Below are 12,758 nucleotides of genomic sequence, written 5' to 3'. Positions count from 1 at the left end.
TATGAAGATAAATTGGGGAACCGGAATTGTAATCGGAATGCTCGCATTCATTAGCTTCATTATGTACTTTGTCGTCACCATGATGAGCAGTTCAGACTATGACCTTGATCTTGTGGTAGAGGATTATTATAAGGCAGAGTTGCATTATCAACAGGATATAGATGCGCAGGAAAATGCCCTTGCGCTCAATGAACAGATCAGCCTTGAAAGAAGGGGTGATAGTTTAATAGTACTTTTTCCTGAAGAGATTGACCTGGAAAAGACCGTAGGTATGGTGAGCCTGTACAGACCTTCCAACAAGAAACTTGATTTTAGTATTCCCTTTTCTGAAATTAAAAGTTCTGAATTCGAGATTCCGGCAGATCAACTTGTGAATGGGAGATGGAATATCAAGGTCACCTGGCAGAATAGCGAAAAGGAATTCATGTTTAAAACTGAAATAGTCTACTAAATGTTGTTTTCTGCGCTCATATTTGGATTACTTGGAAGCTTCCATTGTATTGGTATGTGCGGGCCTATAGCATTTTTGCTTCCTCTGGACAGGGAAAATAAATTCAGGAAATTCCTGCAGATCTTTTTGTATCACGCTGGCCGTCTTTTTTCCTACGGAATCATAGGACTGTTATTTGGAATTGCCGGAAAAAGCCTGTCTCTATTTGGCCTCCAACAGCAATTATCTATCATTATCGGGATCATTATGCTGTTTCTTGTACTTATTCCGAAGAAAAAACTAGGTAGATTCAATCCTGAAAATGCTAATTTCAAAGTAGTGAAGGACCTGAAAAACTACCTTGGTAAGGAATTGAAAAAGAAAAATCCAGACACTTATTTTACAGTTGGTTTCCTGAATGGTTTTTTACCCTGCGGACTCGTATATATGGCAGTTTTTGGAGCAGTTGCGGGTGGTAGCGCAATATACAGTAGCTTATATATGGTCATTTTTGGAATTGGAAACATCCCGTTGATGACCAGTGCGATCTGGTTGAGTAACGTGATTTCTGTAAAAAACAGGATATATATTCGTAAGCTAATCCCTGTTTTTATAGCCATCATCGCCATACTATTTATCATTAGAGGAATGGGGCTGGGAATCCCGTATGTTTCTCCAAAACAACAAACAGAACAGGTAACAGCGGTACAGGCATGTCATTAACAGTAATTTATTTATAACACCAAAATAACGGTCTCTTCGGATTAAAAAAAATTTGGGTAGTTACTGGTATTTGTCTCCTCAAATCTGGCTTTCAATATTCCTGAAGATCAGCATATTTACAAGAAAATAGATTTCTTTTGTCCTAGGAAAATAGATTACTTTTGCATAATTTTTTATCAGTTTTATTTTTGCTACAATAATTACATGACAGATACGTCTGAATACTCAGAAATTAGAAATAATAAGGAATCAAAGCTCAATTCACTTGCGTTTTCTATAACCACAACGGTACGGGAACCAATATTGTTATTGGATAAAAATTTTCGTTTCCTAAGGGCAAACCAAAGTTTTTATAAGATAATGGAATTAGAAAATGAACAGTCATTCATTGCGGGTTCCCAATCTGATAAAAACATTTTTAAAAAAATAACGACTACGCTGCAAGCAGAATTTAGTGCTGAATTGAAAACTGTAATTTAACTTTAGACTTCCCTTCCCAGGAACCTAAAAAATTCCTTGTTAATGCCAGTAAAATTGAAGACGATCAATTACTTCTTGTTTCGTTCTCTTTAAAGGAAAACAGGCTGGAGAATTTTGATGAAATTTTCGCCCAGGCACCTTCCATCATTTGTGTGCTTCGAGGTCCCGACCATATCTTTGAACGTGCAAATGAAAATTATCTTAAGATAGTTGGGAACAGGAAAATGGTTGGCAAGAGTGTTCGGGAAGCCCTTCCAGAACTTAAAGATCAGGGATTTTATGAAATGCTGGACGATGTTTATAACACTGGCAAAGCATTTATTGGCAATGCCATTCCTGTAATTCTCGAAGATCAAGAGAAAAAATTAAATACCAAAATCCTTGATTTCATTTATCAACCAATATTGGATTCTTCCGGGGATGTAAATGGAATTTTTGTACTTGGCGTTGATACTACTGAAAAAGTAGGTGCGATGAAGAAGCTCGAGGAAAGCGAAAATGAACTCAGAAATCTTATTGATACAGTTCCTGCTATTATTTGGCAAACCAGTGAAAGCGGGGAAAATCATTATTTAAATAAAAAATGGTATGAATTTACGGGCCAAACCGTAGAACAGGCAGACAAATTTGGTTGGTTGGAAGCAGTTCATGCTGATGATAGAAAAAGAATAGAGCACGAATTTTTCAAAGCTAACGAAAACAAAAGCAGTATACATTCAAGTTTTAGACTTCGTAATTCTAGAGGTGAATACCGGTGGGTGTTAGTTAGTGGTAGTCCTAAATTCAATTCCCGCGGTGATTATGAAGGTATGATTGGTACCGTTATAGATGTAAATGAAGAAAAAATCAAGGAGCAATTAATCAAGGAAAAAGAGCATCGCATACGGTCTATTATCGAAGAGGCAGACGTGGCAACTGCACTTTATACCGGCCGCGAAATGAAAATTGAAATGGCCAATGACGCCATGATAGCATTATGGGGTAAAAACAAGTCTGTAATTGGTACAACGTTGCATGAAGCTCTGCCAGAGTTAGAAGGTCAGCCGTTTCATGAGCTGCTTCAAAAGGTGTACACTACGGGTGAAACTTATTGGGGTAAAGAAGATCTGGTAGAGCTGGTAATCGATGATAAATTGCAAACTGGATATTTCAATTTCACCTATAAAGCATTGAGAAATGAAAATGGTGAAATTTATGGAATTTTGAATATGGCGGTAGATGTTTCAGAAATCGTTGAGTCTAAAGAACTTTTAAAAGCCAGTGAATCCAGGTATAGACAAATGGCAGATCTTATGCCGGAAAAGGTTTACAATATAGATCCTGAAGGAAATGTAATTTATTTTAATCAGGGATGGCTGGACTATACTGACTTATCCAAAAGCGAATTTGATAAGAAGGGTTTAAACAGTTTCGTACATCCTTCAGAAAAGGATGAATATTATGAAAACTGGAAGCATTCCTTAAAAACCGGAAATGACTTCGAAATGGAAGTTCGCTATCTTAATAAAAAAAATAAATACAGGTGGCATTTAAATAGAGCCGAAGCAATAAGGGACGAAAAAGGTGAAATACAAATGTGGATTTGCACCGCTACCGAAATTCAGAAAATAAAAGCGGAAGAAAAACGTAAAGAAGATTTTTTAAAGCTGGTAAGTCATGAACTTAAAACTCCGGTTACTTCCATTAAAGGTTACGTTCAATTACTATTAAGTCTTCTGAAAAATAAAACAGATGACAATTTCACTTCAATTCCGTTTGAAAAATCCCCGGAAAGAATAGATCAGCAGGTTGTAAGACTTACGAGGCTAATTTCGGAAATGCTGGATCTCTCAAGAATTGAAAAAAATAAGCTAATTCTTAAAAAAGAGAACTTCAGTCTAAATAATTTAGTTGAAGAGACCATCCAGGATATTAATTATACAAATACGAATTCGAAAATAAAATTAACGCAGGATCATGAGTGTCATATTTTTGCAGATAAAGACAGAATAGGGCAGGTATTGATAAATCTGGTGACAAACGCTATAAAATATTCTCCAGACAGTCCAGATATTGAAATAAAGATCAGAAAAAGAGGAAACAATAAAGTTGCTGTAAGCGTTATAGATTCCGGAATTGGAATTGATAAAGAGAATCAGAAAAAGATTTTTAAACGTTTCTACCGGATAGATTTCAAGAATGAAGATACTTACTCTGGTTTTGGAATTGGTCTTTATCTCGCCAATGAAATAGTTAGACGTCACAATGGTAAAATTAGTGTAGCAAGTAAAAAAGGTGAAGGTTCAGTTTTTACGTTTAGCCTGGATGAGGTTTCGAAAGATTATAAAGAATAGCTATGGCTTCTAAACAAAAGATTCTGGTAATAGATGATGATCCTGGTATTTGCGATATGATGCAGCTTGTACTGGAATTTAATGGCCACGAGGTGGCAGTTTCTCAAAAACCGGAAGAAGCTGAAGCAATAATCTTACAGGAGAATGTAAATCTCGTCATTTTAGATATGCTAATGTCTGGCGTTAATGGAACAGATATTTGTAAACGCATAAGGAGAAATATAGATCCGGAGATTGCTAAGGTTCCAATATTGATGATGTCTGCGTTGCATGATTCAAATATTAAGTGCAAAAGAGCTGGAGCGAACGATTTCCTTTCAAAACCTTTTGATGTGAACGAATTAATTTTGAAGGTAGAAGAACTTCGAAAAAAGTAGCATTTACAATACTTCGTAAGGAATTAATAAATTTAAGACCAATGATAAGCCAGCAGTAATGCCGGCTTTTTAAATTTAAATATGTCTTAAAAGAAAAAAATCTCATATTCTGTTTTTGAACTTGCAGTGGTTGGCCAGGATATTCTCAATACCGGCATGGTGAGATCTAAAAGAATAATCTCGGGAAGTGTTCTATTGGTTTCCAAATCCGCTTTGAGCCGGAGAGAACACTGAGTCTTCAATTACGAAAACTCGAGGATGATGGAATCGTAGATAGAGCTGTTTATCATGAGAAACCTCCTTTAAAAGTGGAATATTCATTAAGTGCAAGGGGAAAAACTCTGATTCCGTTAATTGAAACCATTGCCAATTGGGTGACTATGTAGTCACCGAACATCCAAAATAGTATTTAGCTTCTCAACCTTTCTTGAAAATACTGGCAAGCGGAGCAATCTATAAAGGTCTTTGAGATACGGAGTATATTAAAATGTTATTTCAATTGAGTATAAGCCATCTGGCTCAATATTATACAGAGAAGTAAACTTATATAAGTTAGAAATTAAGGTACTGCAACAGTATTAAGAATTTGTAATATCCAGTTCTGCCAGTTTATCTTTCGTAAGCGGTTTTCTAATTACTTTCCGAACATATGGATGCGAGCGGATTTTCTCTACTTCTTCAACATCATTGGAAAAAGTAAGTACATAAACCGTTACATTATAATGAATTCCGGATTCCTGTAGTTTGTCCAGTAATTGCTGCCCGGAAAGAATGGGCATGTTGAGATCAACGAAAATCAAGACCTCATTGACCTCATCACCCAGGCTGGTAAGCTTATCCAGCGCCAGGCTGGAATCATCATATCTTTCCAAAGAGTTTTCAGGAAAGAATTCCTGAATAAAAAGTTTTTGTATCGAGTTGATGATCGATTCATCATCAATTATAAAGATTCTATCAAATTTGGGATTCGCCATCAGTCTTCCATTCTTTCAATTAGCTCCACCAATGCCGGCATCGTTATCGGTTTCACCAGGTAATTTTTTACTACATTATAACCAGAAGCCTTTTGCCTGTCGGCCTCATTAATACTACTGGTCAATATATAGATCGTAATCTGCTTTTCAATAGGTAATTTAGTAAATTCATCTAAAAATTTCCATCCATCCCATACCGGCATGGTGAGATCTAAAAGAATGATCTCTGGAAGTGTTTTTTTGCTTTCCCAATCCCCTTTGAGCCCTTCATAAGCTTCTTTCCCATCATTATATATGTGAATATTATCTATATAACCCGATGATTCTAGGTATCTCTTGGAAAGGTAGATATGAACCGGGTCATCTTCTATTAGACATGCTAGATTAATTTTGCTCATTTGGTAATTTGATTATAAATTTTGTTCCAACATCTACGGTACTTTCAATATCAATAGATCCGTTCATATTTTCAACTTGATTTTTGACCAGGAATAAACCTACGCCTCTCGCGTCCTCATGTTTATGAAAGATCTTATACATTTTGAAAAGATCCTTGCGGTGAGTATCCAGGTCGATACCAATTCCATTATCCTCGATCTCTATTATTACCAGATTATCCTGAATATCTTCTTTAGCCGAAATCCTTATAATACTATCTCTATCTGGCGAAGAATATTTGATCCCATTGGTGACCATGTTCAGCAGGATACTCTCAATATAGGCCCTTAATCCGTAAATGTTCACCGATTCATGCACATCAGCACTTATCTCAACCTTTCCGGCTTTTGTAAGCGGTTCAACGCTTTCAACGATTTTGTCTACTGCAGCTTTTAATTGCACCATTTGGAAATCTTCCTGTCCGGAAACATTTACTTTCACAATATCATTAAGATCATGAATGGTAGATTCCAGGTTTCCTGAGGCTGTTTTAAGATGTTTGAAAGGTTCTTCTACTTTGATCTCCGGATTGGATTCACTTAAGAAATCAAGTAATAATGATATACCACTGGAGTGAGAGCGTAAATTATGAGAAACTATATGCGCGAAATTTTTTAATCTGTCGTTTTGTTTTTCGGTAATGGAAAGTAACTTTTCGATCTTTTGAAGGTTTAATTCCTGTAACTCTTCATTTCTCTTTTGTTCTGAAATATCTTCGATAAAACTCCAGATGATTTTCTTACCATTAGGATCTTTGGCTAAAACCCCTCTCAATAATACCGGGTATTTGGTTCCATCCTTTCTTATATATTCCTTTTCGTAAGGCCCATACTTTCCTGTAGCATCAAGTTCTTTAAGTTGCTCTTTCTCCATCTCCAGATATTCCTCCGGAGTTAACTCAAAATAGGTGAGATTTAGAAATTCCGACTGGCTGTAACCTGTAGGTTCTACCAGTCTCTTATTAACTTCGATAAAAGCTCCAGTTTCGTAATCGTTTAAGGCGATCCCTAAAGGAGACAAATTGTATAGAGATTCAAGCAGTTTTTCTCTAAATAGAATCTCAACATCAACTTTTTTCTTTTCACTAATATCACGATGTAGACCATACATTCTGGTTGGTCTTCCAGAGGCATCCCTTTCGAAGATCTTTCCCTGGCTGGATATCCAGAGATACTCCCCATTCTTATGCTTTATTCTGAATTCGCTGCTAAATTTTTTCTTTTTTCCATCGAAATGTAGCTGCACTTGCTGTTGAAGCTGCTGCAGGTCGTCAGGATGTACGATCGTTCTCCATGCATCAACCATCTGGTTAGGGAAGTCGCTTCGAGAATACCCGGAGATCTTAAACCAGACATCACTAAAGGTCATCTGGTCATTTACGATATCCCAATCAAAGGTTGAGGTCTCGGTACCTTCAATAATAAAGTTATATTTTGTTTGCTCGCGGAGCAGGTTTTCATTGAGCTGTTTTAACTCATTAGTCTTTCGGGAGAGTTCGATAGACTTCATTACCTGGTTCGCCACCTTTTGAAGCTTTTCTATTTGTTCTTCGGAAAAGCTTTTAGGCTCAAAATCTATAGTACATAAAGAACCTATAGAATATCCTGAAGAATTGGAAAGTGAAACACCCGCGTAAGAGAGAATTGGACTTTCTCCCGTTACAAATGGATTATTTTTAAATCTTTGATCTTCACGTGCGTCTTCTACCACCATAAATCCTTCTGGTGAACTAATAGTATGAGCACAAAAAGTAAACTCCCTCGGGAATTCTCTTGTTTCAAGGTCCATACCATAAGCCGACTTTATATATTGCGTATTCTGGCCAATTAAAGTGATCAGGGCGCTGGGAGTACCACAAATCTCAGCAGCCATAGCGCTCAAAAAATCAAGATCTTCATCATCAATTTGTTGCTGTGGTTTGTATTTTTCGACTTCGAGATTTCTTCTCTTGTCATTCTCAGGAATGGGAATATTGTTCATTGGTTACAAATGTTGGGGCTGTACATTGGAACCTTAAAACTAAAACATTTATTTAAAACCCTACCTTCAATTCTGTTACTATGAATAATTATAGTTCTGAATATTATTATTGGAAATGTCTAATCTGAGGTTTAAAGGATTTGAAACAACTTGAAAGTATCGCCACAAACACAGATTCAAATTTCCTGAAATTACCATTTTGCTGAAGTAGAAGTTGCATTCTTAAATTGAAATATAAAACGAGTCTATTGATTTGAAGCCTTTTATTGCCTATTTTTGGAGATACGGAGAGATTTTATCTATCTGTTTTTCAGGGTGATGCAAAGCTGGGATTTTAATTCCAAACTGATCTTTACGTATTTACGTAAATATTTCAGAAATTCACTCGCTAACAAATGACATACCGTTCATTTAATAGTATGTGTTTTCAGGTTAGCAGCCTGAAGCTTTAGGTGTTATACTTTTAACTATGAGCCGTTTAAGAATTTTGCTTCTTAGCTTAGGTTTATTCTGCGGAATAGCCTCATCGGCCTATGCCCAAATGTCACCTCCAGAACCTATGGCTAAAAACAACAATGAAAATCGTAAAGGCCCTCCTTGCGATCCTGGTAACGGGAATGGAAATGGTCCCGGCGGAAACGGAAACGGAAATGGCGTTCCACCACCAGTAGGGCTTTGCCTTCCTATAGATGATTATGTATATATTTTAATGGGTGCTGGTCTGGTCGTTGGTTGTTACCAGCTTAGAAAATTTGATTTCGCCTAGGAAAGCTCGGTGATTCGCTTTACATATTTCCCGATCACATCAAACTCAAGATTTACGGTATCTCCCTTTTGCAGATCTTTAAAATTCGTATGCTCATAAGTATATGGAATAATCGCTACTGAAAATTCTGTCGCCTTACTGTTTACCACTGTCAAACTTACTCCATTAACTGTAATAGATCCTTTTTCGATCGTAAGATTTCCAATTTCCGGGTCGTACTCAAACGTATAAAGCCAGCTACCCTCAGTTTCTTTTACCTCTTTACAGATTGCTGTCTGGTCAACATGTCCCTGCACTATATGCCCATCAAGACGTGCACCTAGTTTCATACCGCGTTCGAGGTTAACTGCATCTCCATCCTTCAGATTTCCTATGCTGGTTTTATTTATGGTCTCCTGAACTGCGGTAACAGTATACGTATTATTTTCAATAGAAACCACTGTAAGACAAACGCCATTATGAGAAACACTCTGGTCTATCTTTAATTCTGGAGTCATTTCCGCAGAAATCTTAAGATTCACATTGCCTTCCGACTTCTCTACAGCTACAATTTTTCCTATTTCTTCTACGATCCCTGTGAACATGCTATTCTATAATAATGGTTACATTTGTGTGTAAAATTAAAATATTATATCGGGAAAGTTTATGAAACAGGAGGAAATGATCAAACTGGGGATTAGTATTGGAGATCTGAATGGGATTGGGAGTGAGATCGTACTGAAGACTTTCGACGATGCGAGAATGCTGGAATTTTGTACTCCTATTATATTCGCATCTTCTAAGATCATCAATTTTCTTAAAAAACATTACAAGCTCTCATTGAACTTCCAGGGAATCGACGATCCTTCCAAAGCAATTGATGGAAAGATCAATGTGATGAATGTCTGGAAAGAGAATGTAAATATCAAGTTTGGTGAAGAAGATAATGAGATTGGTAGTTTTGCATTTAAATCTCTTGCTGCGGCTACTTCAGCATTAAAAAATGATGAGATCGACGTGCTGGTCACGGCACCTATTAATAAGTCGACTATTCAGTCTGAAGATTTTAAGTTTCCGGGACATACAGATTATTTAGCCAGAGAACTTGGAGGTGAAAGCTTAATGTTCATGATCACAGATAATCTGAAGGTTGGTTTACTTACAGATCATGTTGCGTTGAAAGATATCGCATCAGTCATAACTCCGGAACTCATAGAATCAAAGATCAATACTATTAGTAAGACCTTAAAACAGGATTTCAGGGTTCAGAAGCCTAAGATCGCTGTGCTGGGGATTAATCCGCATAGTGGTGATAATGGTGTGATTGGCAAAGAAGATGAGGAAACTTTGAAGCCTACGATTCAAAAATTGAGGGATAAAGGACAGTTGGTATTTGGTCCTTATTCTGCAGATAGTTTCTTTGGCTCAAAAAATTATAAGAATTTTGATGCCGTAGTGGCTTCTTATCATGATCAGGGTTTGATCCCTTTTAAAACTTTATCCTTTGGAAGAGGAGTGAACTTTACAGCAGGATTGAAAAAGGTTAGAACTTCTCCAGATCATGGAACAGGTTTCGATATTGCGGGGAAGAACGAAGCAAATATTAATTCTTTTAAAGAGGCTGTTTTTAAAGGAATCGAGATCTATAAAGCGCGTGAGGAATATAAGGTGCTCACAGAAAATCCATTGAAGAAACAAGGCAGGAAGATATAAACAAAAATTTGTTTATAAAAAGAGCATAATTCATTAATTTTTATATCTTTGCACCCGCCTTAACGGAAACGTGAGGCACTCAAAACTGAGGAGAGATGAGGAATTTAGCGGAGTTTACGATCCCTTTTAAGGGATTAAAGCTTGGGAAGCACCAGTTTGAGTATGAGTTAGATAACAGGTTCTTTGAACATTTTGAGTACGAGGAATTCAACAGTGCAGATGTAAAGATCGACCTGCTGTTTGAAAAGAAAAGCACCATGATGGAGCTTACTTTTAATGCAGGAGGAACAGTGAATGTTAATTGCGATCTTACCAACGAGCCTTATGATCAACCAATAGAAAACACGCTTTTCCTGGTGATCAAGTTTGGCGATGAATTCAACAATGAAGATGAAGATCTCCTTATTATTCCCCATGGAGAATATGAGGTAAATATCCAGCAATATATTTATGAGCTGGTGGTACTTGGAGTACCTGCAAAAAGAATTCATCCCGGTGTTGAAGACGGCACATTAGAATCTGATGTACTTGATAAGTTGGAAGAACACAGTTTGAAAAGTCAGAAAAAGAGAAATGAGGATGATATAGATCCTCGCTGGGACAAATTAAAAAATTTATTAAACGAATAATTAATAGGAAGCCATGGCACATCCAAAGAGAAAAATCTCGAAAACCAGAAGAGATAAGAGAAGAACACATTATAAAGCTTCAGCTCCAAAAGTTGCTGTAGACGCTGTAACAGGTGAAGCGCACTTGTATCACAGAGCTCACTGGCACGAAGGTAAACTTTACTACCGTGGTCAGATCTTAATCGATAACGCAGAAGAAGTAGAGGCCTAGTAAAGTCTTAGAGCTTCAAGAATTACAGGAAACTCTCACGTTGTGGGAGTTTTTTGTTTTTAGTTGATTAAGTCCCAAAAAGACCTTAATTTGCACGCCGGTTTGATTAATATTTAGTAATTTTCTAAGAATGAAGATATTATATTTCCTGCCGATGAAGGGTGAATTAAATCCAAATTTATGAGCAAAATCACAGCAGCGATTACGGCTGTAGGTGCTTATGTACCTGAAGATATTTTGACCAACAAAATGTTGGAAGAATTGGTGGATACCACAGATGAGTGGATCCTCAGCAGGACAGGAATTAAAGAAAGACGAATACTCAAAGATCCCTCTAAGGGAACTTCTTACTTAGCCGTAGAGGCAGCCAAAGATTTGATTAATAAGACAAATCTTGATCCGGCAGAAATAGACTTAATCATTTTAGGAACGGTATCTCCAGATATGCCAGTAGCGGCTACAGCTGTTCATGTGGCTTCTGAGATTGGTGCTGTAAATGCTTTTGCCTATGATCTACAGGCGGCATGTTCCAGTTTTCTTTATGGAATGTCTACCGGAGCGGCTTATATAGAATCTGGAAGATATAAGAAGATCCTGGTGATTGGTGCAGATAAGATGTCTTCTATCCTTGATTATACAGATAGAACAACCTGTATTATTTTTGGTGATGGAGCAGGAGCTGCGCTAATGGAACCTAATTTTGAAGGTCTGGGATTACAGGATGAACTACTAAGATGTGATTCTATAGGACGTAATTCTCTTAAAATTGCTGCAGGTGGATCTCTATTGCCACCTTCTGAAGAAACTGTAGCTAAAAAACTTCATTACGTACAGCAGGATGGAAAGACCGTTTTCAAATTTGCTGTTTCGAACATGGCTGAGGTAAGCGCCGAAATCATGGAAAGAAACAATCTTACCAATAAAGATGTAGATTGGCTGGTAGCACATCAGGCAAATAAGCGTATAGTAGATGCGACTGCCAAGAGAATGAACCTTACAGATGAGAGCAAGGTATTAATGAATATAGAGAGGTATGGAAATACCACTGCTGCAACCTTACCTTTGTTACTCAGTGATTACGAAAAACAATTTAAAAAAGGAGATAATTTAATATTTGCCTCTTTTGGAGGTGGCTTCACTTGGGGAGCTACTTACCTTAAATGGGCTTATAACTCATAAAAACCAACACCAATATTATGGATTTAAAGGAAATTCAGAATCTGATTAAATTTGTGGCTAAATCTGGCGCAAGTGAGGTTAAACTTGAAACAGGTGATGTAAAGATCACAATTAAAACAGGTTCAGACGATAAGGAAACTACCATAGTACAACAGGTTCCTATGGGAGGACAACAACTTCAGCAAATGCCAGCTCAACAGCAGGCTCCGGCACAACAGGCTGCTCCTCAGGAAGCTGCTCCAGCCGCTGAAGACAAGCAGGCCGCAGATGATGATTCTAAATATATCACTGTAAAGTCTCCTATAATCGGGACATTCTACAGAAAGCCTTCTCCAGACAAGCCAACTTTTGTTGAGGTAGGAGATTCTGTAAAAGAAGGTGATGTGCTTTGTATCATTGAAGCAATGAAACTTTTTAACGAGATCGAAAGTGAAGTATCTGGAAAGATCGTAAAAGTACTGGTAGATGATTCATCTCCTGTAGAGTTCGATCAGCCACTTTACCTGGTAGATCCGTCATAAATTACTGCCCATTTTAACACCTGCA

At 37.2% G+C, this 12,758-nt stretch carries 16 protein-coding genes; 12 read left to right on the top strand and 4 right to left on the bottom strand.

Features of this window, described 5'->3' with window-relative positions; genetic code table 11:
* The first annotated feature begins 1 nt into the window (after position 1).
* The 6 genes from JM79_RS00770 to JM79_RS00745 all read left to right on the top strand — a co-directional run bounded on the left by JM79_RS00770 (position 2) and on the right by JM79_RS00745 (position 4,729).
* The gene (locus JM79_RS00770; RefSeq protein WP_141876339.1) at positions 2 to 451 is read left to right on the top strand and encodes a FixH family protein; all 450 of its coding nucleotides are present in this window, start codon (positions 2 to 4) and stop codon (positions 449 to 451) included.
* Positions 452 to 1,153 carry a sulfite exporter TauE/SafE family protein gene (locus JM79_RS00765; protein ID WP_141876338.1) on the top strand — a complete coding sequence of 234 codons (702 nt, stop codon included), beginning with the start codon at positions 452 to 454 and terminating at the stop codon, positions 1,151 to 1,153.
* A gap of 204 nt (positions 1,154 to 1,357) precedes the next feature.
* The gene (locus tag JM79_RS00760; RefSeq protein WP_141876337.1) at positions 1,358 to 1,633 is read left to right on the top strand and encodes a hypothetical protein; all 276 of its coding nucleotides are present in this window, start codon (positions 1,358 to 1,360) and stop codon (positions 1,631 to 1,633) included.
* Positions 1,615 to 3,966 carry a PAS domain-containing sensor histidine kinase gene (locus JM79_RS00755; protein ID WP_347707216.1) on the top strand — a complete coding sequence of 784 codons (2,352 nt, stop codon included), beginning with the start codon at positions 1,615 to 1,617 and terminating at the stop codon, positions 3,964 to 3,966. Before JM79_RS00760 ends, JM79_RS00755 begins: the two co-directional genes overlap by 19 nt.
* 2 nt (positions 3,967 to 3,968) lie before the next feature.
* Positions 3,969 to 4,343: a response regulator gene (locus JM79_RS00750; RefSeq protein ID WP_141876335.1), complete on the top strand. Its 375-nt coding sequence runs from the start codon at positions 3,969 to 3,971 to the stop codon at positions 4,341 to 4,343.
* Positions 4,344 to 4,537: 194 nt separating this feature from the next.
* Complete coding sequence (locus JM79_RS00745; RefSeq protein ID WP_141879142.1) at positions 4,538 to 4,729, top strand: winged helix-turn-helix transcriptional regulator; 192 nt, start codon at positions 4,538 to 4,540, stop codon at positions 4,727 to 4,729.
* 192 nt (positions 4,730 to 4,921) lie between these two features.
* Here JM79_RS00745 and JM79_RS00740 read toward each other — a convergent pair whose 3' ends face one another.
* From JM79_RS00740 to JM79_RS00730, 3 genes are read right to left on the bottom strand one after another with little or no spacing between them, the layout of a single operon-like run.
* Positions 4,922 to 5,317: a response regulator gene (locus JM79_RS00740; protein WP_141876334.1), complete on the bottom strand. Its 396-nt coding sequence runs from the start codon at positions 5,315 to 5,317 to the stop codon at positions 4,922 to 4,924.
* A complete protein-coding gene (locus tag JM79_RS00735; protein WP_141876333.1) occupies positions 5,317 to 5,715 on the bottom strand; it encodes a response regulator in 399 nt (132 codons plus the stop codon). The genes JM79_RS00740 and JM79_RS00735 overlap by 1 nt, the downstream gene beginning before the upstream one ends.
* On the bottom strand, positions 5,702 to 7,735 hold the full coding sequence (locus JM79_RS00730; RefSeq protein WP_141876332.1) for a PAS domain-containing protein: 2,034 nt from the start codon (positions 7,733 to 7,735) through the stop codon (positions 5,702 to 5,704). The genes JM79_RS00735 and JM79_RS00730 overlap by 14 nt, the downstream gene beginning before the upstream one ends.
* 469 nt (positions 7,736 to 8,204) lie before the next feature.
* On the opposite strand from JM79_RS00730, the gene JM79_RS00725 reads away from it, so the two are divergent.
* Entirely contained in the window at positions 8,205 to 8,501 is a 297-nt protein-coding gene (locus JM79_RS00725; RefSeq protein ID WP_141876331.1) for a hypothetical protein, read from the top strand.
* Here the strand turns inward: JM79_RS00725 and JM79_RS00720 are convergent.
* On the bottom strand, positions 8,498 to 9,085 hold the full coding sequence (locus JM79_RS00720; RefSeq protein ID WP_141876330.1) for a riboflavin synthase: 588 nt from the start codon (positions 9,083 to 9,085) through the stop codon (positions 8,498 to 8,500). The genes JM79_RS00725 and JM79_RS00720 overlap by 4 nt on opposite strands.
* A gap of 61 nt (positions 9,086 to 9,146) precedes the next feature.
* Here JM79_RS00720 and pdxA point away from each other — a divergent pair, with 61 nt between their 5' ends.
* The 5 genes from pdxA (at position 9,147) to accB (ending at position 12,733) form a co-directional block, all read left to right on the top strand.
* A complete protein-coding gene (gene pdxA / locus JM79_RS00715) occupies positions 9,147 to 10,193 on the top strand; it encodes a 4-hydroxythreonine-4-phosphate dehydrogenase PdxA (RefSeq protein ID WP_141876329.1) in 1,047 nt (348 codons plus the stop codon).
* Positions 10,194 to 10,288: 95 nt separating this feature from the next.
* The gene (locus JM79_RS00710) at positions 10,289 to 10,822 is read left to right on the top strand and encodes a DUF177 domain-containing protein (RefSeq protein WP_141876328.1); all 534 of its coding nucleotides are present in this window, start codon (positions 10,289 to 10,291) and stop codon (positions 10,820 to 10,822) included.
* 13 nt (positions 10,823 to 10,835) lie between these two features.
* Positions 10,836 to 11,033 carry a 50S ribosomal protein L32 gene (gene rpmF / locus JM79_RS00705; RefSeq protein ID WP_141876327.1) on the top strand — a complete coding sequence of 66 codons (198 nt, stop codon included), beginning with the start codon at positions 10,836 to 10,838 and terminating at the stop codon, positions 11,031 to 11,033.
* A 180-nt stretch (positions 11,034 to 11,213) separates the two neighbouring features.
* Complete coding sequence (locus tag JM79_RS00700; RefSeq protein ID WP_141876326.1) at positions 11,214 to 12,212, top strand: beta-ketoacyl-ACP synthase III; 999 nt, start codon at positions 11,214 to 11,216, stop codon at positions 12,210 to 12,212.
* A 17-nt stretch (positions 12,213 to 12,229) separates the two neighbouring features.
* Positions 12,230 to 12,733: an acetyl-CoA carboxylase biotin carboxyl carrier protein gene (accB, locus tag JM79_RS00695; protein ID WP_141876325.1), complete on the top strand. Its 504-nt coding sequence runs from the start codon at positions 12,230 to 12,232 to the stop codon at positions 12,731 to 12,733.
* Positions 12,734 to 12,758 lie beyond the last annotated feature (25 nt).

Source organism: Gramella sp. Hel_I_59 (assembly GCF_006714895.1).
GTDB lineage: Bacteria > Bacteroidota > Bacteroidia > Flavobacteriales > Flavobacteriaceae > Christiangramia.
Note: the sequence above shows the minus strand (reverse complement) of the source record. Positions and strands in the feature narration are given on the sequence as shown.

What these genes read in the sequence shown, in the direction of transcription:
- JM79_RS00770 (WP_141876339.1), top strand. Translation starts at nt 2, where the DNA reads ATGAAGATAAATTGGGGAACCGGAATTGTAATCGGAATGCTCGCATTC.
- JM79_RS00765 (WP_141876338.1), top strand. Translation starts at nt 452, where the DNA reads ATGTTGTTTTCTGCGCTCATATTTGGATTACTTGGAAGCTTCCATTGT.
- JM79_RS00760 (WP_141876337.1), top strand. Translation starts at nt 1,358, where the DNA reads ATGACAGATACGTCTGAATACTCAGAAATTAGAAATAATAAGGAATCA.
- JM79_RS00750 (WP_141876335.1), top strand. Translation starts at nt 3,969, where the DNA reads ATGGCTTCTAAACAAAAGATTCTGGTAATAGATGATGATCCTGGTATT.
- JM79_RS00740 (WP_141876334.1), bottom strand. Translation starts at nt 5,317, where the DNA reads ATGGCGAATCCCAAATTTGATAGAATCTTTATAATTGATGATGAATCG.
- JM79_RS00735 (WP_141876333.1), bottom strand. Translation starts at nt 5,715, where the DNA reads ATGAGCAAAATTAATCTAGCATGTCTAATAGAAGATGACCCGGTTCAT.
- JM79_RS00730 (WP_141876332.1), bottom strand. Translation starts at nt 7,735, where the DNA reads ATGAACAATATTCCCATTCCTGAGAATGACAAGAGAAGAAATCTCGAA.
- JM79_RS00725 (WP_141876331.1), top strand. Translation starts at nt 8,205, where the DNA reads ATGAGCCGTTTAAGAATTTTGCTTCTTAGCTTAGGTTTATTCTGCGGA.
- JM79_RS00720 (WP_141876330.1), bottom strand. Translation starts at nt 9,085, where the DNA reads ATGTTCACAGGGATCGTAGAAGAAATAGGAAAAATTGTAGCTGTAGAG.
- pdxA (WP_141876329.1), top strand. Translation starts at nt 9,147, where the DNA reads ATGAAACAGGAGGAAATGATCAAACTGGGGATTAGTATTGGAGATCTG.
- JM79_RS00710 (WP_141876328.1), top strand. Translation starts at nt 10,289, where the DNA reads ATGAGGAATTTAGCGGAGTTTACGATCCCTTTTAAGGGATTAAAGCTT.
- rpmF (WP_141876327.1), top strand. Translation starts at nt 10,836, where the DNA reads ATGGCACATCCAAAGAGAAAAATCTCGAAAACCAGAAGAGATAAGAGA.
- JM79_RS00700 (WP_141876326.1), top strand. Translation starts at nt 11,214, where the DNA reads ATGAGCAAAATCACAGCAGCGATTACGGCTGTAGGTGCTTATGTACCT.
- accB (WP_141876325.1), top strand. Translation starts at nt 12,230, where the DNA reads ATGGATTTAAAGGAAATTCAGAATCTGATTAAATTTGTGGCTAAATCT.